The organism is Mesorhizobium sp. M8A.F.Ca.ET.202.01.1.1 (assembly GCF_004791595.1).
GTDB lineage: Bacteria > Pseudomonadota > Alphaproteobacteria > Rhizobiales > Rhizobiaceae > Mesorhizobium.
On sequence record NZ_SRUN01000009.1, the window covers coordinates 265,497 to 290,212 of the forward strand.

Genomic DNA, 24,716 nt, shown 5'->3' on the forward strand with positions numbered 1-24,716 from the left:
GCTGATGACCACACAAGCCGCTAATTCCGAACTGCTTTTTTCCGGATCCGACTGGGATTTTACGAAATTGTCGCGGGTCTATGATGCGATCGAGGCGATCGCTGTCGAAGAGCTCCATCTCGATATCTATCCCGTGCAGATGGAGATCATCTCCTCCCAGCAGATGCTCGACGCCTACTCGTCAGTCGGTATGCCGCTGATGTACCGACATTGGTCTTTCGGCAAACACTTCCTCCACCAGGATCTGCTCTATCGCAAAGGCGGGCGCGGACTTGCCTATGAACTGGTCATCAATTCCAATCCCTGCATCGTCTATCTGATGGAGGAGAACACCATGGCCCTGCAGGCCTTGGTGACGGCTCACGCCGCGCTCGGGCACAACCATTTCTTCAAGAATAACCATCTGTTCAAGCAGTGGACGGACGCTGGAGCGATCCTCGGCTACCTGGACTTCGCCAAGAGCTACATTGTCCGTTGCGAGGAGCGGCACGGCCTCGCTGCCGTCGAGGCCGTTCTCGATTCCGCCCACGCGCTGATGGAACAGGGTGTATTCCGCTATCAGCGGCCGCCGAAGCTGTCGTCGGAACGACTGCGCGAAGGGCTTCGCGAGCGTCTCGAATACGAAGAGCGCTCCTACAATGATTTGTGGCGCACGCTGCCGCCTTCGCAGCAAAGGGCCGACGTCAAGGTCCAGGACCCGGAGTGGAAGAAGTCGCTCAACCTGCCCGAAGAAAACCTCCTTTATTTCCTGGAAAAGAACAGTCTGGTCCTGGAGCCCTGGCAGCGCGAGATCATCAGGATCGTTCGCGTCATAGCGCAATATTTTTATCCGCAACGGCAAACACAGGTGATGAACGAGGGCTGCGCCACCTTCGTGCACTACACCGTGATGAACACGCTGTTCGACCGCGGCCGGATCAGCGAGGGCGCCATGCTCGAAATCCTGCGCAATCATTCCAACGTGGTCTTCCAGCCGGCGTTCGATGATCCGCGTTTTTCGGGCATCAATCCATACGCTCTCGGCCTCGACATGATGCAGGACATCAGGCGCATTTCGACCAAGCCGACGGCCGAGGATCGAGACTGGTTTCCCGACATCGCCGGCCACGGCAACTGGCGCGAGGTCCTCCTCGACGCCTGGGCAGACCACCGCGACGAGTCCTTTATCCGCCAGTACCTCAGCCCGGCCTTGATCCGGAAATGGCGGTTTTTTGTGCTCGGCGACGCTGCCGACCAGCCACATTGTGAGGTCGCCTCGATCCACAACGAGCGCGGCTATGAAAAGATACGCGCCGCGCTCGCTCACAACTACGACGTCGGCGCGAACCGACCGGACATCCAGGTGGTGGATGTCGATCTGCTCGGCGATCGGCATTTGCGACTGCAGCACAAGGTGAAACAGGGCATCCTTCTTGAGGACACCAGCCGCGACGCCACGCTTCGTCACATCCGGAGGCTTTGGGGCTATGAGGTCAGCCTGGCCGCCGTCGACGCTGAGACGGGCCTGACGGTCAATGAACGGTCGACGAGCCAGATCGCGGAATGAGGCTTGGTTGTTGCACCGATGCCGTGGCTCAGGCCCGGCGCATATCGATCAAAAAGTGCGCAGCGGCCTTGGGGCAACTAGCATAAAGACAGGCTTCAGGCGTCGCCGGCCGGCCGGATCCTGACCCTGGCAATGCGGTTCTTGTCGCGCTTCATCACGACGAAGCGCTTGCCGTGGAACGTAAAAGCCTGCTTCTCCTCGGGGATCGATTGCGCCTCGTGGATGACGAGGCCGGCAAGGGTGGTCGCCTCCTCGTCGGGCAGGTTCCAGTCGAGCGCCCGGTTGAGGTCGCGGATCGGCACCGTGCCATCGACCACGATGGAGCCGTCTGCCTCCTGCTTGACGCCCTGGATGTCGACATCGTGCTCGTCAGCGATCTCGCCGACGATCTCCTCGATGATGTCCTCCAGCGTCACCAGCCCCTCGACCTCGCCATATTCGTCGACGACGACGGCGAAATGCGCCTTGCGGCGCAGGAAGGCGTTGAGCTGTTCCTGCAAGGTCGTGGTGTCGGGCACGAACCAGGGTTTTGAGGCGATCTTCATCACGTCGATTTGCGAGAAATCGTTGCCGACTTCGTTCAGCGCGCGCAGCAGATCCTTGGCGTGCAGCACGCCGACGATGTTGTCGAGCGAGCCTTTCCAGAGCGGCATGCGGGTGTGCGGGCTCTGCAGGATCTCGCGCACCACTGCCTCCGGCGCATTGTCGGCGTTGACCGAGCGCATATTCGTGCGGTGGACCATGACGTCGGAAACTTCGAGCTCTTCGAGGTCGAACAGGCCGCCGATGCGGTCGCGGTCCTCGCGCACCACCTGCCCGTCACGGCGGAAATCGTCGACCGCGCCGCGCAATTCGTCCTGGCTCGAGCGCTGCGGCTCGATGCGCGACAGTTCATAGCCGAACATTGCGAGGAGACGCTTGCGCACGGCAACGACCAGCAGGACGATGATGGCAAGGACGGCGACGACGATCCAGCCATTGTCCATCTCAGCCGGCTTTCCGGCTGGCTGGATGGCTTTCCCTGAGGAACGACAGCACTTCCGAGGCCGGTACATCCTTGGCGATGAAGGCCTGGCCGATGCCGCGCGTCAGAATGAAGGTCAGCGCGCCGCGCGACACCTTCTTGTCCTGCGTGATGAATGAAAGCAGGGTATCCGCATCGGGCAAATGGCCCGGGATATCGGCCATCCGCCACGGCAGCCCGACGGCACGCAGATGCGCCTCGACGCGGGCCGCATCGTCGGGGCTGGCGAGATTGAGCCGCGACGAGAACCGGTGCGCCAGCGCCATGCCGATGGCGACCCCCTCGCCATGGACAAGCCGAGCGCCGTCATACTGCGTGGCGGCTTCGAGCGCGTGTCCGAAGGTGTGGCCGAGATTGAGCAGGGCGCGGTCGCCCGTTTCGAACTCGTCGCGGGCAACGACGTCGGCCTTGGCGCGGCAGGCCTCGGCAATGGCCTCGGCCCGCTCCGGTCCGCCGGCGAACACCTTTTCCCAGTTCGCTTCCAGCCAGGCGAAGAATTCCGGCCGGTCGATCAGCCCGTATTTGGCGAGCTCGGCATAGCCGGCGCGAAATTCCCGGATCGGCAGCGTGTCGAGCACTTCGGTGTCGGCCAGCACCAGCCTGGGCTGGAGGAAGACGCCGACGAGGTTCTTGCCGCGCGGGCTGTTGATGCCGGTCTTGCCGCCGACCGAGGAATCGACCTGCGCCAGCAGCGAGGTCGGAACCTGGACGAAATTCATGCCGCGCCGCACGATGCCTGCGGCAAAACCGGTGAGATCGCCGATGACGCCGCCGCCAAGCGCGATGACGACGTCGCCGCGCTCCAGCCTGGCGGCCAGGACGCCATCGACCACCTCTTCGAGATGGGCAAAGCTCTTGGTCTTCTCGCCGGGCGGCATCGTGATGACGGTGGGCTGGATGCCACCCTTCTCGAGCCCGGCCTTCAGCGTATCGAGATGCGCCGCGGCGACGTTCTCGTCGGTTACGACGGCGGCGCGTGTGCCCGGCAGCCGGCGCGAAATCTCAGCACCGGCGCGCGACAGCAGGCCGGCGCCGATCAATATGTCGTAGGCCCGGTCACCGAGACCGACTTCGACGATGACAGGCTGATCCGCGCTCATGATTCGACCTCGCCCGTCGCTTCTATCGTATCGATGCCGAAATGCCGGCACAGCGCCTCAAGCACCTCGGCGGCGATGATCTCCTTGCGGTCGTCGCGGGTCGGCACGGTGACGTCGGAGGTGGCATAGACCGGATAGCGTTCCTCCATCAGCCGCTCCAGCACGGCGCGCGGATCGGCGCTTTTCAAAAGTGGCCGGTTCTGCTTCTTGGAAACGCGGTCCATCAAAAGGTCGAGCTCGGCCTTCAGCCACACCGAGACGCCGTGGGCGGCGATGGCCTCGCGCGTCTGCGCGTTCATGAAGGCGCCGCCGCCGGTCGACAGAACCTGAGGGCCGTTTTCAAGCACGCGCAGGATGACACGCTGCTCCAGGGCCCTGAACTCGGTTTCGCCATAGCGCTCGAACAGCTCCGGAACGGTCATCCGCGACACGCTCTCGATCTCCTGGTCGCTGTCGATGAAGGGCAGCGAAAGCATCGTCGACACCTTGCGGCCGATCGCCGTCTTGCCGGCGCCCATCAGGCCGACAAAGACAATGGACCGGCCGCCCAGCCTGCCAAGCAGCGCGGCATGGGTCTCGCCTGGAGGATTTGCCTGTAGCGCGTTCATCAGCTGTTTCTTGGGCCCTCTTTGCCGGCGTATCGACATGAAAAGCCGGTTTGCGTCAAGCGTGCCGAGTGCCGTGGGCTCGATATGGACAGAGGGACGCTCGCATCAGAAGTTGCCAACACGCCCCCGCTTCCTCCTTGAATTGGTCGGATTGGCGTCCCATAAGGGCACAGGGTTTGGAAACGCAGAACAAAAAGACGGGCGAGAATTGATGCCGACACTGTTTCGCTTTGTCGTGACCCTCGCGATTCTGGCCGGCATTGCCTATGGTACGATGTTCGCGCTGGTGATGTTCGTCGAGCCGAAAAGAGCGGAAATGAGCGTGCGTATTCCGCCCGAAAAGCTCAATCCCAAGAAAAACTGAACAGCAAAACTGTCTCGGAACCGCCTCAAGGAAATGAACAGCGCCGCCCGTATCGAGGCCTTCCTGGAAATGATGAGCGCCGAGCGGGGAGCGGCCGAGAACACGCTTTCCTCCTATCGCCGCGATCTGGAGGATGCTTCCGACGGGATCGACGGCGGACTTGCCCGCGCAGGTGCCGCCGACATCCGCGCCTATCTCGACGACATCGCCGGGCGCGGCTTCGCGCCGACGTCGCAGGCGCGCAAACTGTCGGCAATCCGCCAGTTCTTCAAGTTCCTTTATGCCGAAGGCCTGCGCGCCGACGACCCGACCGGCACGCTGGACAGCCCTAAGAAGGGTCGGCCACTGCCCAAGACGATGAGCGAGGCCGAAACCGGCCGGCTGATCGACCGCGCCGCGCACGAAGCCGGCGATGCCGGGCTCGGTCATGCCGACAGGTTGGCGGCCTTGCGCCTGCATGCGCTGGTCGAAGTGCTCTACGCCACGGGTCTGCGCGTTTCCGAACTGGTCGGCCTGCCGGTGACGGTGGCGCAGCGCGACGACCGTTTCTTCATGGTGCGCGGCAAGGGCGACAAGGAACGCATGGTGCCGCTGTCGGCCAAGGCGCGCTCGGCGATGCGGAGCTGGCTTGACGCCCGGGCCAAGGTGCCTGCCTTCGGCGACAGCCCGTTCCTGTTTCCGGCGGCATCGGACAGCGGCTATCTCTCGCGCCAGGTCTTTGCCCGTGACCTGAAAGGGCTGGCAGCAAGGGCCGGCATCGCCTCGGCGAAAATATCGCCGCATGTGCTGCGCCATGCTTTCGCCAGCCATCTCCTGCAGAACGGCGCCGATCTCAGGGCCGTGCAGCAACTGCTTGGCCACGCCGACATATCGACGACACAGATTTACACCCACGTGCTTGAGGAGCGGCTGGTGCGGCTGGTCAACGATCATCATCCGCTTGCCGACTAGGCCTCATATCGCTATGTGAGGACGACATTTCACCGCCCGGAGCCTTGGTTTCAACGGTTCCGCAGTCCTTGCCTTCCGACGCATCGGTCCGCTCAAGCATGTACAATTACCTCGATTTCGAAAAGCCGGTGCAGGATCTTGAGCTCAAGATCCTCGAGCTCAAGAAGCTTGCCGAGAACGGCGAGGCGGTCGATGTCGCCGACGAGATCACCAGGCTCGAGAAGCGTTCGCGCGACGCGCTGCGCGAACTCTACAAGGCACTGACGCCATGGCAGAAGGTTCAGGTGGCGCGCCATTCCGACAGGCCGCACTGCGTCGACTACATCAAGGGTCTGTTCAGCGACTTCACGCCGCTCGCCGGCGACCGCAATTTCGGCGAGGACCAGGCGATCGTCGGCGGCTTTGCCCGTTTCCGCGGCGAACCTGTCGCCATCCTCGGCCAGGAAAAGGGCTCGGACACGGCGAGCCGGCTGAAGCACAATTTCGGCTCGGTGCGTCCTGAAGGGTATCGCAAGGCGGTGCGGCTGATGGAACTTGCCGACCGCTTCAAGATTCCACTGCTGACGCTGGTCGACACGGCCGGCGCCTATCCCGGTGTCGGCGCCGAGGAGCGCGGCCAGGCCGAAGCCATCGCCCGCTCGACCTCGGCCTGCCTTGGCCTGAAAGTGCCGTCGATCTCGGTCGTCATCGGCGAAGGCGGTTCGGGCGGCGCCATCGCGATCGCCACCGCCAACCGCGTCTACATGCTCGAACACGCCATCTATTCGGTGATTTCGCCCGAGGGTGCCGCCTCCATCCTGTGGCGCGACACGACGCGCTCCAAGGACGCGGCGACCAACATGAAGATCACCGCGCAGGATCTTCTCGAACTGAAGATCATCGACGCCATCATCCCCGAGCCGATGGGCGGCGCCCAGCGCGCGCCCGAAACGGTGATAGCCGCGACCGGCGACCTCATCGCCAAGACGATGAAGGAATTCGCCGGCGCCAACACCGATTTCCGTGAACAGCGCCGCGAGAAATACCTGGCGATGGGCCGCAGCCTCTGACCGTCTGACGGCACAATGGGACCATCGAAGCCCCGTGCCCACGGCAATGTGGCGGCAATGAGCGCTTTCGCCACAAAAATGCCGCCGGATTCGGTTCAATGAAATTGCCGTGAGGGGTTTGTCGAAGCTTGCGGTAAGGAATTTTCAAGGTTAACGGGCTTACGGTCCGTCGGTGTTCAGCATACGGGTCCAGCCGCTTTGAGGCCATGGACCGAGGAAAAAGACATAGCCGTATCCATGTTTGCCAAGTTTGCCCGCACCGGAGTCCTCATTGCCTCGATAGTCGTTGCCGGCTGCAATGATTCGTCGATGAAGGATTTTGCCCCGGAAGCCAACAAGCCGCTGCCCGACAAGATCCTGGCCGACATGAAGGCCAAGGGCATGATCCGTACCTCCTCGGTGATGGCCCGTATCTTCAAGGAAGAAGGCAAGCTCGAAATCTGGAAGGCCAAGACCAATGGCCGCTACGACATGGTGGCGAGCTACGATATCTGCAAATGGTCGGGCAAGCTCGGGCCGAAATACACCGAGGGCGACCGCCAGGCGCCGGAAGGTTTCTATACGGTTCGGCCATCGCAGATGAACCCGCGCTCGAACTACCATCTGTCCTTCAACATCGGCTTCCCCAACGCCTATGACCGCGCCAATGGCCGCACCGGCCAGAACCTGATGGTGCATGGCGCCTGCTCGTCGTCGGGCTGCTATTCGATGACCGACGCACAGATCGAGCAGATCTATGCCTTCGGCCGCGACGCCTTTCAGGGTGGCCAGACCGAGTTCCAGATCCAGGCTTTTCCGTTCCGCATGACCGCGGCCAACATGGCGCGCTACCGCAACGACCCGAACTATGAGTTCTGGAAGATGCTGAAGGTCGGCTACGACAATTTCGAAGTCACCAAGGTGCCGCCGAAGGTCGACGTCTGCGAGAAGCGCTACGTCTTCAACCAGGTTGCCGCCGACGGCCAGACCTTCGATCCGACCGGCGCCTGCCCGGCGACCACGCAGCCGGATTCCTTGAAGAGCGCCTACAACGCCTATCAGAGCACTTACGATGCAGCGTTCAACGGCGCGCTCAAGGCTAGCGTGCCGCCGCCGAAGCCAACCATTGCCGGCATCAAGGAAGCCAGCATCGTCTCCGACTGGTCGAAGCGCCGGGCGCGCGGCGAACGCGTGCCGATCGAGCCGCCATCGCTCAACACCGACGGTTCGGTGACCGAGACGGCGCGCATGGGCCGCATCGATTCGCCCGCCGGCCGCAAGATGGCGGCGCTCGACGCGGAAAAAGCGGCCAAGAAGAAGGCCGAGGAGCAGAGGCTGGCAGCCATCGAGGCCGCCAAACAGGCCAAGGAAGCCGCCAAGGCGCAGGCGTTGGCAGAAAAGGAAGCCGCCAAGGCGCAAGCCGTGGCTGCAAAGGATGCGGCCAAGGCCGCCAAGGAAGCTCCCGTCGCCACTGCGACCATTGCTGCTCCGACGGAAGCCCAGCCGGCCGAAACGCAGGCCGCCAGCGCGGACGAGAGCCGGGTGACGAAGCTGAAGAACAAGCTGCTCGGCATGTTCGGCGGCTGATCGCCGTGGCCAGCGACACCGTCTATGATCTGAAGGGGCTGAATTGCCCTCTGCCCGTTCTGAAGGCGAAGAAGCGGCTGGCCGGCATGCAGCCGGGCAGCCGGCTCTGGCTGGAAACCACCGACCCGCTGGCCGTCATCGACATCCCCGCCTTCTGCTCGGATGCCGGCCACCAGCTGATTGAAACAGCGTCGGTTTCAGGCGGCCATCGCTTTCTGGTCGAGCGCGGCGAGCAATAATCGAAAGATTTACAGTCCGGCGATCGCCAACGGGTTGTTTTCCAGCGCCGCGCGGTCGGGCGTATCGACCGACGGCCGGTTGGTGAAGGCGGCGAACAGCCGGCGCACATAGTCTTCCGGCATGTCGAGCGTGATCAGCACCAGCCGCGTGCCGCGCTGGCTGTCCGGCCAGGACGGCAATCGCACCGGCGGATGCAGGATCTTCTGCACGCCATGCACGACCAAGGGCCGCGACGAATCCTCCTGCAATTCGATGACGCCCTTCATGCGCAGCAGGTGATCGCCATGCGTGGAACGCAGGAGATCGAGAAACATCTCGATGGCTGAAAACGGCACCGGGCCGTCATGCACCAGCGAATGGGTTTTTACGCGCTGATCGTGGCGATGGGCATGGGCATGGGCATGGGCATGCTTGTGATCATCATGGCCATGATGGTCAACATGGTCGTGATGCGCAGCCTCTTCACCAAGCCAGCGCCGCACGTCGGCGGACTTGGTGGCAGGATTGTAGAGGCCGCAGTCGAACAGCGCCGCCACGCCGGTCTTCGTCTCCCCGACATCGAGCAGTTGAGCTCCGGGATTGATCTGGCGCAAGCGCGCCCGCAGCGTTTCGAGATCGCCGGGATCAGCGACCAGATCGGCCTTGGAGAGCACGATACGGTCGGCCACCGCAACCTGCTTGACCGCCTCGACATGCGCATCGAGTGTCGCCCCACCGTTGACCGCATCGACCAGGGTGATGACGCCGTCGAGCCGAAAAGCCTGGACCAGCGCCGGATGGGCCATGATCGACTGCAGCACCGGCGCCGGGTCGGCCAGTCCCGTGGTCTCGACGATGACGCGGGCAAGCCGGGCAATACGGCCGGTCTGCAGCCGGTCGACCAGGTCGGCCAGCGTGTCGACAAGTTCGCCGCGCACCGTGCAGCACAGGCAGCCGTCGGAAAGCTGGATGATGCCGTCGGAGGCCTGCTCGACCAGCAGGTGGTCGATCGCCACCTCGCCATACTCGTTGATGATGACCGCGGTGTCGGCCAAGGCCGGATCCTTCAGGAGCCGGTTGAGCAATGTCGTCTTGCCGGCGCCGAGAAAGCCGGTCAGCACCGAGACGGGTATCGGGAAACCGCTCATCGGGTTAATTCGCGGCTTTGGTCGGCTGGTCGCCTTGCGCGGCGGCACCCACGACTTTCGGACCGGTGCCGGCCGGTACGGGTTTGTCGGGCCGCCAAGGCGGAATCGGCACGTCGGCATATTCCTGCGCGCCCTCGTCGAGGATCGCTTTCGGCGCCGGACCGGTGGCGCCGCCGAGGCCGACGGCAACCAGTGTCGGCACATGGTCGAGCTTCTCCCGATAGGGCGATTTCGGCACGTCCTTGGCGGCGACGGCTGGCGGCGCCTCGGACTGCTCCGCCTTCGTCTTCTTCTTGCAGACCTCGTCATGCATGTCGTTGGGCGAGATCAGATCGCCGTAGGGCGCCAGCGTGGTGACGGTGGTCGACCCGGCGGCAGGCGCGTCAAAGCCTTGATCGAGCAGTTTGGCCGCGGTTTCGGCACGGCTGATCGCCGACTTCTCGCCAAGCACCACCGCCACCAGCGTACGCCCGTTGCGGGTCGCCGAACCGATCATGTTGAAGCCGGACGGGCAGACAAAGCCGGTCTTCATGCCGTCGGCGCCGGGATAGCGGCCGATCAGGAGATTGTAGTTGGAAATGGCCTTCTTGCCGACCGCGAGCCCCTCGATCGAGAACCACGGCGCATATTGCGGAAACTCGCGGCGGATCGCCATCACCAGGATCGAGAGATCGCGCGCCGTCGTATACTGGTCGGGCGAGTAAAGCCCGTTCGGGTTGACGAAATGGGTGCCGTTCATGCCGAGCCGGGCCGCCTCGGCGTTCATCCTTTCGGCAAAGGCTGCCTGCGAGCCGCCGACATTCTCGCCGACCGCCATGGCGATGTCATTGGCCGATTTGACCAGCATCATCTTCAGCGCATTGTCGAGCCGCATCACCGAGCCGGGCTTGAAACCCATCTTGCTCGGCGGTTCGCCGGCGGAATGTTTGGTCACCTTGATCGGCGAATCGAGCTGGACTTCCCCGGCCGCGATCGCCCTGAAGGTCACATAGGCGGTCATCAGCTTGCTGAGCGAGGCTGGATACCAGCGCTTGAACGCATCCTGATGCTGCAGGATCTGGCCGCTCTTGAGGTCGAAGACCACCACCGGATTGGCCAGCGCCGGCCCAGCCAGGACCGACAGCATGATTGCGCCAGCCGGGAATAGTTTGAGGAAATGCCTGTGCCGCATGATCGAATCCGAAATCGCCTCTTGCCCTGATTGCCCCTGGCTCCGTAAGATTTCGTTACGTGACCGCCAGCATAAGGATCCGACCCTCAAAAACCGGACCGCATTATTGCGGTGCTATTTACCCTATGTGACGCCAACATGGCAAAGCGCCTGACAATCACAATTCCAAAACATCGGGCTGAAGCCGGCTGCACCAACAACGAAATGGAACCATCATGCCAATCCTGAACCGCGCCGCCGAAATGCAGGACGAAGTCGCTGGCTGGCGACAGCATCTGCACCAGACGCCAGAACTGAACTTCGATGTCTTCAAGACGGCGGCCTTCGTCACCGAAAAGCTGAAAGAGTTTGGCTGCGACGATGTGGTGACCGGCCTCGGCAAGACGGGCGTCGTCGGCATCATCCGCGGCCGTCAGGGGGAAGGCCCCACAATCGGGTTGCGCGCCGACATGGACGCCCTGCCGCTCAAGGAGATCACCGGCAAGCCCTACGCGTCGACCGTTCCGGGCAAGATGCATGCCTGCGGCCATGACGGCCACACCGCGATGCTGCTCGGCGCGGCGAAATATCTCGCCGAGACGCGCAATTTCACGGGCTCCGTGGCGGTCATCTTCCAGCCGGCGGAAGAAGGCGGTGGCGGCGGCAACGAGATGGTCAAGGACGGCATGATGGAGCGCTTCGATATCGCCAAAGTGTTCGGCATGCACAATATGCCCGGCCTGCCGGTCGGCCAGTTCGCCATCCGTCCAGGCCCGATCATGGCGGCGACCGCCGAATTCACCATCACCGTGAAAGGCCGGGGCGGCCATGCGGCGATGCCGCACGGCACGATCGACCCGATCGTCATCACCAGCCAGCTGGTCGGCGCCTTGCAGACGATCGCCTCGCGCAGCACCGATCCTGTCGAGGCCGTGGTGGTGTCGGTGACCAAGTTCCACGCGGGCGACGCCTACAACATCATCCCGGAATCGGCCGAGATCGCCGGCACGGTGCGCACGCTGAAGAAGGAGGTGGCCAAGAAATCGGAAGAGCGTATCCGCGCGATCTGCGCGGGGCTGGCCACCGCCTATGGCGCGACGATCGAGGTCGACTACGACGCGAATTACCCGGTGACGTTCAACCATGCGGATGAGACGGTGTTCGCCAGCGACGTGGCCGCCGACGTGGCCGGCGATGCCCAGGTGCACCGCGCGATCCAGCCGGTGATGGGCGGCGAGGACTTCTCCTATATGCTGGAAGCCCGGCCCGGAGCCTTCATCTTCATCGGCAATGGCGAGACCGCCGGTCTCCACAACCCGGCCTATGACTTCAACGACGAAGCCATCCCGCACGGCATGAGCTATTGGGTAAAACTGGCGGAGACGGCGCTAGCCGCCTGATGCATGTAAAGCGCCGGCCGAATTGCCTTCGGCCGGCCTCTTGGCGAAACGGTCCGAAGCGGCTATGTGTCGGGCCGCGTGGTCCCGTAGCTCAGTAGGATAGAGCGGCAGATTCCTAATCTGTAGGTCACAGGTTCGATTCCTGTCGGGATCACCAACGAAATCAGAGGGTTGGAATTGATTTTCGCGGTGACCACGTCGCACCGTATTGCAAACAACCCTCATTGATTGTCAACGACTTCAACCAGTTGCGGCAGGTCCGGGCGACAAGAACGCTTCCTGGGACGGTTCCATCGGCTGGCACAGCGCATAGGCCTTCCCCAGCGCTGCTTCGGCATCCCTGTGCGTTTGCCGTTTCATGATCGCCTCGGCCTTGCCGATGACGCAGTCGAAGTAAGTATCATCGTCATCGGCAAGGGTCGTCTGCGTCATCGCCGCGCTGGCCAGCATGGTGATCGCAACGAGCGTAAGCAGGCGCACCGGCAGCCGAACCTCGGGCTGGCGTGCATCCTGGTTTGCCGCTGTTCTTTCCGGGACGGCCGGCCGACAGATCTCCCTGACGATCAGCATGAAGTAGCCGGCTTGCAGCAGGGTTGCGCTGGCGGCGGCCCATGCAAGGGCGACCCATGGCGAACCCGTCCTGAAATAGGCCGCGAGCGCGACGGACGCCGACGTTGCGGTCATTCCGATGAGAAACTGACGAAAATGCATCGTTGCCAACCGTTGGATGGGGACGGCCTTGTGGCCGCCTCGCCACAGCAGCAAATGCCGTGCCAGACGTGCTGGCCCATTACGATGCATCTGGTCATTGAACGAGGGAACAACCCGTCGAAACCAATGCCGCAAACGAAAATCCCGCCATGGCGAACCATGGCGGGATTTTTCATGCGCGAATGCGACCAGGCCGGCTCAGCCGACCCGGACGACAAAATGCTTGGTCACCGGCTCGATGATCTTCCAGGTGCCCTTGAAATCGGCTTCCACTACGAAGGCGTCGCCGGGGCCCACTTCGATCGGCGTGCCCCCGTCGGGCGTGATGATGATACGGCCGGCGATCATGTGCACGAACTCATAATCGGTGTAGGTCGCATGATAGGTGCCGGGCGACGCCCGCCATGTGCCCGATATCACCTTGCCATCCGCGGTCGTGTGCTGGACGGCGGTCTGCATGGTCGGCTGGCCCTCGACCGCGATCCAGCCAGGCAGATCGCCGGCTTCCGCGTGCTCGACCGCGCCGAATTTGAGAATGGTCTTGTTCGTCATGCCGGGCTCCGTTTGCTTCATATGTTCGAGGTCGGATAGCCGATGCACATGACGGGAGCAATGCCGCGCCATGCGAAACAGGCGCGGCCGCGCATCCGGGCATGCCTCCCGTTGCCATGCCGACCTTGAGTCGCTACGGTTTATGCGGCGCCGAAACGAGTTCAGCCTTGCGTTGCGCCGTCTCCATTCCGAGGCCGATGAAGGCGCGCGCGTGTTTGGCGAGCGCCATATTGTCGGTCCACAGATTGCGCCAGATTGCGGTCTTCTTCGACAGGTTCTCGTCGACGATCTCCGAGGAGAAGGATTCGAAGCTGAGATCGTCGGCGTAGCCGATTGCGGTCAGCGCATCGAAAATCGCCGCGAAGTCGATATTGCCGGTGCCGAGGAAGCCACGATGGCTTTCGCCGATATGGACATAGCCGATCTTGGCTGCCGCGTGACGGATGGCGAGCCCGAGATCGGCCTCCTCGATGTTCATATGGAAGGTGTCGAGATGCAGGAAGATGTTGTCCGACCCGGTGTCCTTGATGAACGCCAGGCCCTGCGCGGCGGTGTTGAGCAGATTGCTTTCGAAGCGGTTGACGATTTCCAGGTTGAGCGTGACGCCGGCCGCCTTCGCCGTCTCGGCAACCTTGGCCAGCGCCGCGGCGCTGCGGTTCCATTGATCGCGTGTCGGCGCCTCGACCTGCAGGCCATGGGCGGTCGACAGAATGCCGGCGACCTTGCTGCCGCCAAGGTCGCGCGTCAACGCGACGGTCTGGTTGAGGATCTCGACGCCGCGCGCGGCGATCGCCTTGTCGGCGCTCGATATGTCGCCATCACCAGGCAACCCGATGCTGATCGCCACGCCGAGGCCGAGATCGGCGATGCGTTTGGCAAGGCCGCCAATATCGACATCGGCGGGGTCGAGATAGGAGAATTCTATCAGGTCGAAACCGGCCTCCTTGGTATTGGCCAGCGTGCGTTCGAGTTCGTGCTGCGCCGAGCCTGCCGACCAGACGAAAGAATGGATTCCGATGCGCGACATGATCGTCTCCGGCATTGAGGTGGGAGAATGGGTGCGGCCGGATCGCGCCGGCCGCACCAGCCTTGGGAGGCTTAGCGGGCCGCGGTCCAGCCCTTGTAGTCCTTCAGGTTCTCGGCCGTGATCAGCTTCGGGTCGAGCAGCACGGTGGCCTCCGCCGGCTTCTTGCCAGCCAGCAGATCGGCCGCCATGGTCAGCGACTGGCCGGCCATCACATAGGGATCCTGTGAGGCCGAAGCCTTGATCATCGATTTGCCGGAAGAAAGTTCCTTCTCGATATCCGGCGCGCCGTCGACCGCGGTGAAGATGAACTCCGAACGATTGAGCTGCTTGGCGGCGAGCTCGGCGCCGATCGCCGTCGGATCGTTGATGGCGAACACCGCGTCGATCTTGTCGAAACGGGTCAGCAGCGACTGGAACACTTTCAGGCCGCCGTCGCGCGAACCTTCGGCGTTCTGGTCGTCGGACAGGATCTTGATGTCGGGATGCTGGGCAAGCACGTTCTTGCAGCCCTTCACACGTTCCAGGATCGACGACGACGCCGGTCCATTGAGGATGACGTAGTCGCCCTTGCCGCCCGTGTGGTCTACCAGGTACTGGCAGGCTTCCTCGCCGGCCTTGACGTTGTTGGTCATCACGGTGACATCGGCGCCCGGCGCCGAAACGTCGAAGGCGGCGACGATGATGCCGGCGGCCTGCGCCTTCTTCACAGCCGGTGCGATCGCCTTGGCATCGACCGCGTTGAGCATGATCACGTCGACGCCGGCAGCGATGAAGGAATCGACCTGCGAGACCTGCTTGTTGAGGTCGTAGTCGGCCGATACCGATGTCACCTCGACCTTCGGATTGATCTTCTTGGCCGCATCCTCGATGCCCTTGATGGTGGCGACGAAGAACGGGTTGCCGAGCAGGCCGACCGAGATGCCGACCTTGTTGAGGTCCTTGGCCGATGCCGGCGCGATGGCGACGGCCGCGAAAGCGGCGCCGCAGAGCAGTCTGGTGATGATCTTCATTACGCTTACTTCCTCCGATGCACCGCGCCTCTCACGGTGCGTTGCACGAGCCGGTCGTTGATGCCGGCGACCAGGTCACTCACGTTCTTGCCCCTGCCTGGAGCCGGTAGCGGTCGAGGGCGACCGCCACGATGATGACCAATCCCTTGATGATGTACTGCCAGATGTCCGAGACACCGGCCAAGATGAGCCCGTTGGAGAGCACCGCGATGATCAGCCCGCCGATCAGCGTGCCCCAGATCGAGCCGACGCCGCCGACGAAACTGGTGCCGCCGAGGATGACGGCGGCGATGGCGTCGAGTTCATAGCTTTGTCCGAGTTGCAGGCCGTTGGCGGCGTAGAGCCGGGCCGCCGACATGGCGCCGCCAAGGCCGGCGAGCAGACCGGAAACGCCATAGACGAAGAGCAGCACCAGCGGCACCTTGATGCCGGTCAGCCGCGCAGCCTCGGCGTTGCCGCCAACGGCGTAGATCCAGGTGCCGAGCACGGTGCGTTTGAGCACCAGCCAGGACAGCACCACCACCGACAGCGCGATGATGACCAGCCAGGGGATACCGAGCACCGAACCGTTGCCGATGAAGTCGAACGGCAGGTCGGAGTTGAACACCGTCGTGTCCTGCCCGAGCAGGCGGGCAACGCCGCGCACGGCGGTCAGCGAACCGAGCGTCACGATGAACGGCGGCAGCCTGATATAGGCGACCAGCAACCCGTTGATGAGCCCGAAGCCAAGGCCGACCAGGATGGCCGCCGGCACGCCGAGCAGGCCCCAGTCCGGCACCAGCGACACCAGCACCGCCACCATCGCGGAGGCGGCAAGGATGGAGCCGACCGACAGGTCGATGCCGCCGGTCAGGATGACGAAGGTCATGCCGGCGGCAAGCACGATGTTGATCGACGATTGCTGCGTGACGATCAGCAGGTTGGTGCCGGTCAGAAAGCGCGGATTGATGAACTGGAAGCCAGCGGCCAGCAGCACCAGCACCGGCAGCATGCCAAGGGCCGCAAGCGCGGTGCGCAGCCGCCGGCTCCTGACCGCCGCTTGATCCACACTCTTCGTCCCGGTCGTCCTGTCTGTCATCGCTGAGACGCTCCCGTCGCAAGTTCCATGATCGCTTCCTGACGAAGCGGCTTGCCTTCCGATGCCGTCACCTCGCCAGCGATCGCGCCATCGCGCATCACCAGCACGCGGTCGGCGACGCCGATCACCTCGGGCAATTCGCTGGAGATCATCAGGATGGCGATGCCCTTGTTGGCGAGGTTGTCGATCAGCCGGTAGATTTCCGACTTGGCGCCGACATCGACGCCGCGGGTCGGCTCGTCGAGGATGACGACCTTCGGCTCCGTCTCCAGCAGGCGCGCGAGCAGCACCTTCTGCTGGTTGCCGCCCGACAGCGAGCCGGCATTGGCCTGTGCCGAGCCGGTGCGGATGGAGAGGTCGGCAATGGCCTTCGCCGCTCTCCTGTCGGCGGCGGTGAAATCGCGAAATCCGCCGGCTCGTGCGTCCCTGGCCAGCACGCCCATGCTGATGTTGTCGGAAATCGACATGTCGAGGAACAGGCCGAGTTCCTTGCGGTCCTCGGTAAGGTAGGCGATGCCGGCATCGAGCGCCTCGCGCGGCGAGCCGATGGTCACGGCCTTGCCGTCGAGTTCCATCGTGCCGGCGCTGCGCTTGTCGGCGCCGAAGATCAGCCTGGCAAGCTCCGTGCGGCCCGAGCCGACGAGGCCGGCCAGCGCCAGAACCTCGCCGTGGTGGAGGTCGAACGAACAGTTCTTCAGCAAGTGCGCGTCGGACATGCCGCGCACCGAGAGCGCCACGGCGCGTTTCTCGTCCGGCGGGCGATGATCCTTCTTGTAGAAGGCGGAGAGATCGCGGCCGACCATCATCGACACCAGCCGCGAGGCGTTGAGGTCGGCGCGCTCCAGCGTACCGACATAGCCGCTGTCGCGCAGCACGCTGACGCGGTCGGCGAGTTGGTAGACCTCTTCCATGCGATGGCTGATGTAGATGATGGCGATGCCTTGCGCCTTCAGCGTCGCGATCACCTCGAACAGCCGGTCGGTCTCGCGCGAGGTCAGCGACGTGGTCGGCTCGTCCATGACGATGATGCGCGCATTCGTCGACAGCGCCCGGGCGATCTCGACCAGCTGGCGCTCGCCGAGCGACAGGCTGGAAACCAGGGCACGCGCCGAGAAGGCGACGCCGAGCCGGTCGACGATCTCGGCAGCGCGCCGGTTGCACTGGTCCCGGTCGACGACGCCGAAGCGCCGCGGCTCGTTGCCGAGGAAGATGTTCTGCGCCACCGTCAGGTTCGGCGCCAGCGACAGCTCCTGGTAGATCACCGCGATGCCGGCCGCGCGAGCCTTGATCGGATCGCCGGTCGCGGCGGGCGCGCCATCGATCAGGATCTCGCCGCCGGGGTCCGGCCGATAGGCGCCCGACAGCACCTTCATCAGCGTCGACTTGCCGGCGCCGTTCTCGCCCATCAGCGCGTGCAATTCGCCGGCGTGGACGCTGAGCGAGACGTCCTGCAGGGCGCGGATCGCGCCGAAGGTCTTCGAGATGTGGCGCATCTCCAGCACCGGCTGGCGTGTCGTCTGCATTTGGACTGCCGCGCTCATCGCGCACCACCCGCTGCCTTGGCGGCGGCACCGTGCCCGGCAACGCGGTCGCGCCAGGCCTCGCGATAGCCGGCAAGACCGCCGAATTGCGTCGCCCGCACCGGCTCCGGCGGCTCGGCGGCGAAGTCGCGTCCCACGCTCTCGAAGGCGAGCGCCGCGGCACCGGTGGCGCTGCCTTCCAACGAGGCGCCTTGCAGGAAGGTCTGGCCGGGGCGCAGCTGCGCCAGCAGTCCGGCAAGCAGGCCGCCAGTGTTCAGCCCGCCATCGACGATCACCGTGTTATCGGAATGGATGAGATCGAGGCAAAGGTCGACCATCAGCGCAACGTAGAGCAACGCCACCGCCGCGCGTTGCACGGCGCTGGGCGTACCGCCTATGATTTCGCCGCTACGGTCCGATATCGGTCCACCCGGCGCGAAACTCGGCAGTGCCATGGGACCGGCGTCGAGCGCCTGCTGTATCGAGCCATGCGGGATCGCGCCTTGCCAGCCGCCGCTGATGACGGCGAACTCGCGCCCACCCATGAATCGTATGGTCGGCACCGGGCCGCCGTCGACGTCGACATTGACCAGCATGTCGCGCTCGCTGTCGAGTGCCTCGAGCGGACAGTCCGGATTGAGCACGACGACCCAGGTGCCGGTCGAGACGACGGTCAGCGGTCCAAGCCCTTGCCGGCGATAGGCGTACAGCGCCGCATTGGAGTCGTGGACGCCATTGTGGATGGCGATCGATCGCTCGGTATTGCCGAAGCGTCGCTCGCCGATGACGGCGCCGGCACGTTCGAAAGCCGGCATCTGGCCGCGCCAGCCCTCGGCGTCGACCAGCGAGGAGTAATCACGTTCACGCGGTGCCCATAAATGCGAATGGCAGCCGAGATAGGAGACTTCCGAGACCGGCCTGCCGCCGAGGCGCCAGCTCCAGTACTGGGGATAGCCCAGAATCGATGTCGCGTTCGAAAACGCATCGGGATCGACCTGCTGCAGCCACAGCATGTGGCGGCCATAGTTGAAGCCGAGCGGCAGGCGCGGTGAGAAGGTTTCGGCGAAATCCGGGATGCGGTGGTCGATCCGCACCGCGATTTCGGCCGGCGGCTCCTGCTCGTAGTCGAGGATCGGATGGGTCAGCGCCTTGCCGTCGACAAGGGCGAAGGTGCAACCATGACCCGACACCATCACCCCTTCCACACCATTGTTTTCGACCGCGTCGGTGACGGCGCCGAACGCCCAGTCATGGAGTGCTGCCTCGTCGAGTACGCTGAAGCCGCCTTGTTGCACCCATTTCGGCTGCGTCCGCCGTTCGTCGAGAATGCGCCCGTCCTGGCCGAAGACGAACAGCTTCGAGTTGGTCTTGCCGAAGTCGAGCACCGCCACGTTCACGCGAGGGCTCCCGAGGTCGAAGCGATCCGCACCATGACGCCGGCGTCCTCCAGCATGCGCGCGTCGGCATCGGAGAGCCCGTCATCGGTCACCAGCGTGCCGATGCGCGACAGCGGCAGCGCGACATTGCGCGCGTGAATCGACAGTTTGCGGCTGTCGGCCAGCACCACGATCTGATCGGCGCAGAGGCTGAGATCGACGATGGAGCGCACCAGCAGCGGATGCGATTCCAGCAGCCCTTCCTGGTTGAGGCCTTGCGTCCCGAGAAAGAATTTCGAGGCATAGAAGGGCGTCGCCTGGGTCGGTGAATGGATGATGCCGGGCTCGCGGTGCAGGTCACCGCCGGCGACGGTCAGGCTGCAATGGCCATGGTCGCTGAGATAGGCCGCGAGCGGCATCGAATTGGTGTAGAGCCGGATGTTGCGGTCGGCGAGCTTGACGCCGAGATGGAAACAGGTCGAGCCGCCATGGACGATGACCGCATCGCCATCGCGCACCATGGTCGCGGCGGCGGCTGCGATCTGCCGCTTGGCCTCGACGGCAAGGTCACGGTTCTCGTCATAGGGCCGGGCATAGGCGACGCCCGCATGCGAAGCCCCGTCGAGTGCAGAAATGCCGCCATAGACCTTGCGGGCTTCACCGGCCTCGTCGATCCGGTCGATATCGCGCCGGACCGTCGCCGCCGAGACCCCGAGCCGCTCCTGCAGCTCGCGCACGGAGGCGAACGGGCGGTCCCGCAGCAGTTCGACGATCTGACGCTGGCGGCCGAAGTCGCTCAACCCTTCCTCCCTGACGCCATCTCCCACGGCAATTGGTGCAACTTAATCAACACTAGCCGGATTGCAAGCTTGTTTTGATGATAGTAGATCACTGTTGACGCAGATCGCTCATATCTGCGATATCAGCGCCAGCAGCAACCCGGTGACGGGATCGCATGCAAACGTTGGAGGAAAGGCGCCGTGGCAACCCAAGCTGATGCACAGGAACTGGCCGCCTTGCGGGCGCTTTCGGCCAGCATCGGGCTGAACCCGCACATGACGCAGGCGGCGGGCGGCAACACCTCGCTGAAGGCCGGCGACACGCTGTGGATCAAGGCCTCGGGCACCTGGCTGAAGGATGCGCTCAGCGCCGACATCATGGTGCCGGTGGCGATGGCACCGCTGCTCGAGGCCGTCGAACAGCGCGATCCAACCGCCGACAGGCCACAGGCCTTCGCCATCGAAGACCTCAATCCGCGTGGCCTGCGCCCGTCGATCGAGACCACCGTGCATGCCTTGATGCCGCAACGCGTGGTGCTGCATGTCCATTGCGTCGACACGATTTCGCTTGCCGTGCAAGCAGATGGCGAGGCCGAGGTGGCCAGGCGACTGGATGGCATCGAATGGGCCTGGGTGCCCTATTTCCGGCCGGGTCTGCCGCTCGCCCGCGGCATTGCCGCGAAATTGCGGCCCGGGGTCGACGTGCTGATCCTTGGCAATCACGGGCTGGTGGTTGCTGCCGAAACCGTCGCCGAGGCGGAGGCTTTGCTGCACTGCGTCCGGTCGCTGCTGGCGCGGCCGGTGCGCGCCACCGCCCCGCCTGATATCGCCGCCTTGACGGCGCTCGCCGGCGACTACCGATTGCCGGCGGATGTCGAAGCGCATGCGGTCGCGCTCGATTCGGAAAGCCTGGATATGGCCGAGGGCGGCAGCCTTTATCCGGACCACGTCATCTTTCTAGGCCAGGGCTCGGTCGTTGCGAGGCCGGGCGAGAACGTGGCCGGCGTCACCGCGCGGCTCGGCGCGGCACCCGTGGCGATCCTGTTTCCCGGCGCCGGCGTGCTGATGCGCGGCGACGCCGGCGCCGGTGCCGACGCCATGCAGCGTTGCCTTGCCGACGTGACCGCGCGCGTCGATGGCAAGGCGCGGCTGAACTATCTCACCGCCGCCGAGAATGACGAACTGGTCAACTGGGACGCCGAGCAGTATCGCCAGAAGCTCAATGCGGCCGGCACGGCCTAGCGAGGGACGACATGACGCCACTTGTCGTCGGCATCGACATCGGCACTTCCGGCGCCCGCGCCGTCGCCATGCGTCAGGATTTTTCCATTGCCGGCCAGTCCGCTGTCCGGCTCGACAAATTCGGCCAGAACCCACGCGACCCCTCGGCATGGTGGCAGGCGGTCCAGGCGGCGCTGACGGAACTGCTTTCGGGCGTCGACCGCGCCGCGATCCGCGCCATCGCCATCGACGGCACATCGGGCACCCTGCTGCCGGTCGACGCTGATGGGCGGCCTCTGGCCGAGCCGCTGATGTACAACGACAAGGTCGATGACGGCGACATCCTGGCCGCGATCGCCCGCGCGGCGCCGGAAGCGAGCGCCGCCCACGGGGCGACTTCAGGCCTGGCCAAGGCGCTCCGGTACCAGCATCTGCCCGGCATAGCGGCCGTGCTGCACCAGGCCGACTGGATCGCCGGCAACCTGTCCGGGTGCTTCGACGTCAGCGACGAGAACAATGCGCTCAAGACCGGTTACGACGTCGAGGCGCGCCGCTGGCCGGATTGGATCGCGGCCACCGGCATGCGCATGGATTTGCTGCCTGATGTCATCGAGCCGGGCGACGTCACGGGCACCCTCACCGCGGCCGCCGCCGCGCTTTTCGGCCTGCCGCGCGATGTGGTCGTGGTTGCCGGCACCACGGACGGCTGTGCCTCGTTCCTGGCGACAGGCGCCACGGCGGCCGGCGACGGTGTCACGGCGCTGGGGTCCTCGCTGACCATCAAGATCCTGTCCGACCGGCCGATCTCGGCGCCGCGCTTTGGCATCTACAGCCATCGTCTTGGCGACACCTGGCTGGCAGGCGGCGCCTCGAACTCCGGCGGCAAGGTGCTGGCGCAGCATTTTCCGCTCGCGCGGATCATCGAACTCAGCGCGATGATCGACCCCACGACCGAGACCGGCCTCGACTACTATCCGCTTGGGACGGCTGGCGAGCGGTTCCCGATCGCCGATCCGGCCTTGCCGCCGCGTCTCACCCCACGGCCTGCTGACGATGCCGATTACCTCAAGGCGATGTTCGAGGGCATGGCGGCGATCGAAGCGCTTGGTTACGGCAGGCTGGCCGAACTCGGCGCGCCGGCCCTGACCTCCATTCGCAGCGTCGGCGGCGGCGCCGCCAATCCGGTATGGAGCGCGATCCGGCAGCGCAAGCTCGGCGTCGCGTTCCTGCCGGCATTGTCGGACGAGGCCGCCGCCGGTACGGCCCGGCTGGCGCTGAAAGGCGCCAGCGAGGCAGGGCTCCTATGAAAAAGGTCGAACGTCTCGACGGCATCGGGAAGCTGGCGCAACGCTACCAGGTCTTCCTGCTCGACCAGTTCGGCGTGCTGCATGACGGCCAAGCTCCGTATCCCGGTGCGGTGGAGGCATTGTCCACGCTGAAGCGCGCCGGCAAGACCGTGGTGCTGATCTCCAATTCCGGCAAGCGCGCCCGGCCCAACGAGGATCGCCTGCTGAAGCTCGGCTTCGAGGTCGGCAGCTGGGACCATTTTGTGTCTTCCGGCGAGGTAGCGTGGCGACGTTTCCATGACATGGCGGCGGCAGGAGTGTTGCGGTCCGGCACGAAATGCCTGTTGATCAGCCGCGACGGCGACCGCAGCGCGATCGACGGCCTGCCCTTCGCGCTGACAGAGGCCGGCGAGGACGCCGAACTGGTGCTGATCTCGGCCAGTGAGGGGGACCGCCACGACCTCGACCACTATCGCCGGCTGCTGGGCCCGGCAGCGGCGCGGCAAGTGCCGTGCTTCTGTACCAATCCCGATAGGATCATGCTGACGGCGGTCGGACCGCGCTTCGGCGCCGGCGAGATCGCCGATCTCTACGAGAACCTGGGCGGCGGCGTCACCCGCATCGGCAAGCCCTATCCGGCGATCTTCGATGCCGCACTTGCACTGGCAGGCGAGCCGGACCGCCACAGCGTGGTCTGCGTCGGCGACAGCGTCGAACACGATATTGCAGGCGGCAATGGTGTCGGCATCGCCACCGCGTTGGTATTGGGTGGGATCCTGGCCGGCGCGCCTGACCTCGCCGCTGTTTTCGGCGAGCACAAGGCCTGGCCGGACTACATCACGGGATCGTTCAGCTTTCGCTGACCGCATCCAGCATGCGCCTTGCGCTTTCCTCGTCGGTGATCAGGATTGTCGGCGCAATCAGATTCATGGCGCCGAGCAGCGCGTCGGTCTTCTCCGCGCCGCCGGAGGTCAGAATGCGGATCGGCGCCTTGCGCAGCCGGTCGACATCCACCGACATCACATGGTTGTTGACGGGATGGTCGACCAGATCGCCATTGCGGTCGTAGAAATGGAACAGAAGGTCGCCGACGGCGCCGCGCGCCAGCAGCGCCTCGCGGTCCGCTTCCCTGAGGAAGCCGCCGCGCGAGAAGGTGGTGGCCGAAGCGATGCCGCCGACACTCAGCAGAACGGCATCGAGCGCGTCGGCCATCTCAAAAACCTCCTGCAGGCCGCAGCGCTCGACCAGCGCGATCTTGGTCTCGACGCTGTCGACGACGGCCGGCGTCGGCATCAGATAGCCATCGCCCTGGAAAATCTGGGCGAAGCGCCACGCGAACTCGGCCGGGTTGACCCGGCGCGCGACGCCGACGCCACCAAGCAGCGAAATCACCTTGAAATCGGTCAGCGATTTGGCGCTGATGAACGGCAAGGTGTGGAACAGCGTATTGCCCCAGCCGACGCCGACCTGCATGCCGGATTTCATCGCGTCGGACAGGAACATGCCGGTCTTGGCGGCGATCGCCGGGATCGGATCGGCATTGGCCGCGGTCAACGGCGCCACCAGCGCCTGCTGCAGCCCGAAGGTCCTTTCGAGCGCGCGCTCCAGCCGCACGATCTCCAGAAGCTCGCTCTCGATGGTGATCTTGACCTCGTTGCGCGACCGCGCCTCCGCCAGCATGCGCACGATGGTGACGCGGCCGACGCCAAGCACATCGGCGATCTCGTTCTGCGTCATCTGCTCGACGAAATACATCCAGGCGGCGCGGATCCTGAGGCGGTCCGTTCGGCTCTCGCTGATGACCGGCTCGGTCGCTTCGGCTCCTGCCCGCCTTTCGGTGGCCCCCCTTTCCTCGACCCCCTTTTCCTCGATTTGTCGTCCCCTGGCCAAATCATCCCTCCCCCGCGGCGGCGGACGCGCGCCGTCGCCGATTCTGCGTGCTGGTCTAGTATCGCCTATTGATCTACCAATCGATAGGAACAATGTAGAGTCGGTGGCCGCCCTACTGCAGCTGGCCCCGCACGGCACATT

At 64.5% G+C, this 24,716-nt stretch carries 24 protein-coding genes and 1 tRNA gene; 11 read left to right on the top strand and 14 right to left on the bottom strand.

Annotated features, from left to right (window positions below; genetic code table 11):
• Window positions 1–4: 4 nt before the first annotated feature.
• Window positions 5–1,546: a SpoVR family protein gene (locus EN845_RS20745; protein WP_127872199.1), complete on the top strand. Its 1,542-nt coding sequence runs from the start codon at window positions 5–7 to the stop codon at window positions 1,544–1,546.
• A gap of 95 nt (window positions 1,547–1,641) precedes the next feature.
• Here EN845_RS20745 and EN845_RS20750 read toward each other — a convergent pair whose 3' ends face one another.
• From EN845_RS20750 to EN845_RS20760, 3 genes are read right to left on the bottom strand one after another with little or no spacing between them, the layout of a single operon-like run.
• Window positions 1,642–2,532, bottom strand: a complete 891-nt coding sequence (locus tag EN845_RS20750) for an HlyC/CorC family transporter (RefSeq protein ID WP_127872198.1) — start codon at window positions 2,530–2,532, stop codon at window positions 1,642–1,644.
• A 1-nt stretch (window position 2,533) separates the two neighbouring features.
• Window positions 2,534–3,670, bottom strand: coding sequence for a 3-dehydroquinate synthase (aroB, locus tag EN845_RS20755; protein WP_127872197.1), 1,137 nt, complete (start codon window positions 3,668–3,670; stop codon window positions 2,534–2,536).
• Window positions 3,667–4,278 carry a shikimate kinase gene (locus EN845_RS20760; RefSeq protein WP_127872196.1) on the bottom strand — a complete coding sequence of 204 codons (612 nt, stop codon included), beginning with the start codon at window positions 4,276–4,278 and terminating at the stop codon, window positions 3,667–3,669. Before EN845_RS20760 ends, aroB begins: the two co-directional genes overlap by 4 nt.
• Window positions 4,279–4,489: 211 nt before the next feature.
• Between EN845_RS20760 and EN845_RS20765 the strand changes: the two genes are divergently transcribed.
• The 5 genes from EN845_RS20765 to EN845_RS20785 all read left to right on the top strand — a co-directional run bounded on the left by EN845_RS20765 (window position 4,490) and on the right by EN845_RS20785 (window position 8,447).
• On the top strand, window positions 4,490–4,642 hold the full coding sequence (locus tag EN845_RS20765) for a histidine kinase (RefSeq protein WP_127280197.1): 153 nt from the start codon (window positions 4,490–4,492) through the stop codon (window positions 4,640–4,642).
• Window positions 4,643–4,675: 33 nt separating this feature from the next.
• Window positions 4,676–5,593 carry a site-specific tyrosine recombinase XerD gene (locus tag EN845_RS20770; RefSeq protein ID WP_127872195.1) on the top strand — a complete coding sequence of 306 codons (918 nt, stop codon included), beginning with the start codon at window positions 4,676–4,678 and terminating at the stop codon, window positions 5,591–5,593.
• 98 nt (window positions 5,594–5,691) lie between these two features.
• Window positions 5,692–6,642: an acetyl-CoA carboxylase carboxyltransferase subunit alpha gene (locus EN845_RS20775; RefSeq protein ID WP_127872194.1), complete on the top strand. Its 951-nt coding sequence runs from the start codon at window positions 5,692–5,694 to the stop codon at window positions 6,640–6,642.
• A 237-nt stretch (window positions 6,643–6,879) separates the two neighbouring features.
• Window positions 6,880–8,208 carry a murein L,D-transpeptidase family protein gene (locus tag EN845_RS20780; RefSeq protein ID WP_127872193.1) on the top strand — a complete coding sequence of 443 codons (1,329 nt, stop codon included), beginning with the start codon at window positions 6,880–6,882 and terminating at the stop codon, window positions 8,206–8,208.
• 5 nt (window positions 8,209–8,213) lie between these two features.
• Window positions 8,214–8,447 (top strand): sulfurtransferase TusA family protein, encoded by a 234-nt coding sequence (locus EN845_RS20785; RefSeq protein WP_167531493.1) that lies wholly within the window; start codon window positions 8,214–8,216, stop codon window positions 8,445–8,447.
• Window positions 8,448–8,456: 9 nt separating this feature from the next.
• Here EN845_RS20785 and EN845_RS20790 read toward each other — a convergent pair whose 3' ends face one another.
• Entirely contained in the window at window positions 8,457–9,575 is a 1,119-nt protein-coding gene (locus tag EN845_RS20790) for a GTP-binding protein (protein WP_127872192.1), read from the bottom strand.
• A 4-nt stretch (window positions 9,576–9,579) separates the two neighbouring features.
• Complete coding sequence (locus EN845_RS20795) at window positions 9,580–10,746, bottom strand: D-alanyl-D-alanine carboxypeptidase family protein (RefSeq protein WP_127279581.1); 1,167 nt, start codon at window positions 10,744–10,746, stop codon at window positions 9,580–9,582.
• 215 nt (window positions 10,747–10,961) lie between these two features.
• On the opposite strand from EN845_RS20795, the gene EN845_RS20800 reads away from it, so the two are divergent.
• A complete protein-coding gene (locus EN845_RS20800; RefSeq protein ID WP_127872191.1) occupies window positions 10,962–12,125 on the top strand; it encodes a M20 aminoacylase family protein in 1,164 nt (387 codons plus the stop codon).
• Between the two features lie 80 nt (window positions 12,126–12,205).
• Window positions 12,206–12,282: transfer RNA gene (locus tag EN845_RS20805), tRNA-Arg, on the top strand.
• A gap of 83 nt (window positions 12,283–12,365) precedes the next feature.
• On the opposite strand, the gene EN845_RS20810 is transcribed toward EN845_RS20805, so the two are convergent.
• The 8 genes from EN845_RS20810 to EN845_RS20845 all read right to left on the bottom strand — a co-directional run bounded on the left by EN845_RS20810 (window position 12,366) and on the right by EN845_RS20845 (window position 20,199).
• A complete protein-coding gene (locus tag EN845_RS20810) occupies window positions 12,366–12,836 on the bottom strand; it encodes a hypothetical protein (protein ID WP_245511775.1) in 471 nt (156 codons plus the stop codon).
• A 198-nt stretch (window positions 12,837–13,034) separates the two neighbouring features.
• Entirely contained in the window at window positions 13,035–13,388 is a 354-nt protein-coding gene (locus EN845_RS20815; RefSeq protein WP_127279584.1) for a cupin domain-containing protein, read from the bottom strand.
• Window positions 13,389–13,521: 133 nt separating this feature from the next.
• Window positions 13,522–14,415, bottom strand: a complete 894-nt coding sequence (locus EN845_RS20820; RefSeq protein WP_127279585.1) for a sugar phosphate isomerase/epimerase — start codon at window positions 14,413–14,415, stop codon at window positions 13,522–13,524.
• Between the two features lie 71 nt (window positions 14,416–14,486).
• Window positions 14,487–15,425: an ABC transporter substrate-binding protein gene (locus tag EN845_RS20825; protein ID WP_127872188.1), complete on the bottom strand. Its 939-nt coding sequence runs from the start codon at window positions 15,423–15,425 to the stop codon at window positions 14,487–14,489.
• A gap of 79 nt (window positions 15,426–15,504) precedes the next feature.
• Complete coding sequence (locus tag EN845_RS20830; protein ID WP_127279100.1) at window positions 15,505–16,503, bottom strand: ribose ABC transporter permease; 999 nt, start codon at window positions 16,501–16,503, stop codon at window positions 15,505–15,507.
• Window positions 16,500–18,044: a sugar ABC transporter ATP-binding protein gene (locus EN845_RS20835; RefSeq protein WP_127279099.1), complete on the bottom strand. Its 1,545-nt coding sequence runs from the start codon at window positions 18,042–18,044 to the stop codon at window positions 16,500–16,502. The genes EN845_RS20830 and EN845_RS20835 overlap by 4 nt, the downstream gene beginning before the upstream one ends.
• Entirely contained in the window at window positions 18,041–19,420 is a 1,380-nt protein-coding gene (locus EN845_RS20840) for a carbohydrate kinase (RefSeq protein ID WP_127279098.1), read from the bottom strand. Before EN845_RS20840 ends, EN845_RS20835 begins: the two co-directional genes overlap by 4 nt.
• The gene (locus tag EN845_RS20845) at window positions 19,417–20,199 is read right to left on the bottom strand and encodes a DeoR/GlpR family DNA-binding transcription regulator (RefSeq protein ID WP_127279097.1); all 783 of its coding nucleotides are present in this window, start codon (window positions 20,197–20,199) and stop codon (window positions 19,417–19,419) included. The genes EN845_RS20840 and EN845_RS20845 overlap by 4 nt, the downstream gene beginning before the upstream one ends.
• 180 nt (window positions 20,200–20,379) lie before the next feature.
• Here EN845_RS20845 and EN845_RS20850 point away from each other — a divergent pair, with 180 nt between their 5' ends.
• Genes EN845_RS20850 through EN845_RS20860 form a run of 3 tightly spaced genes read left to right on the top strand, consistent with a single transcriptional unit; the run spans window position 20,380 to window position 23,548 of the window.
• The gene (locus tag EN845_RS20850) at window positions 20,380–21,420 is read left to right on the top strand and encodes a class II aldolase/adducin family protein (protein ID WP_127872187.1); all 1,041 of its coding nucleotides are present in this window, start codon (window positions 20,380–20,382) and stop codon (window positions 21,418–21,420) included.
• 11 nt (window positions 21,421–21,431) lie between these two features.
• Window positions 21,432–22,706 carry an FGGY-family carbohydrate kinase gene (locus tag EN845_RS20855; protein WP_127872186.1) on the top strand — a complete coding sequence of 425 codons (1,275 nt, stop codon included), beginning with the start codon at window positions 21,432–21,434 and terminating at the stop codon, window positions 22,704–22,706.
• Window positions 22,703–23,548, top strand: coding sequence for a TIGR01459 family HAD-type hydrolase (locus EN845_RS20860; RefSeq protein ID WP_127872185.1), 846 nt, complete (start codon window positions 22,703–22,705; stop codon window positions 23,546–23,548). Before EN845_RS20855 ends, EN845_RS20860 begins: the two co-directional genes overlap by 4 nt.
• Here the strand turns inward: EN845_RS20860 and EN845_RS20865 are convergent.
• The gene (locus EN845_RS20865; protein ID WP_245511776.1) at window positions 23,535–24,575 is read right to left on the bottom strand and encodes a sugar-binding transcriptional regulator; all 1,041 of its coding nucleotides are present in this window, start codon (window positions 24,573–24,575) and stop codon (window positions 23,535–23,537) included. The genes EN845_RS20860 and EN845_RS20865 overlap by 14 nt on opposite strands.
• Window positions 24,576–24,716: the final 141 nt, after the last annotated feature.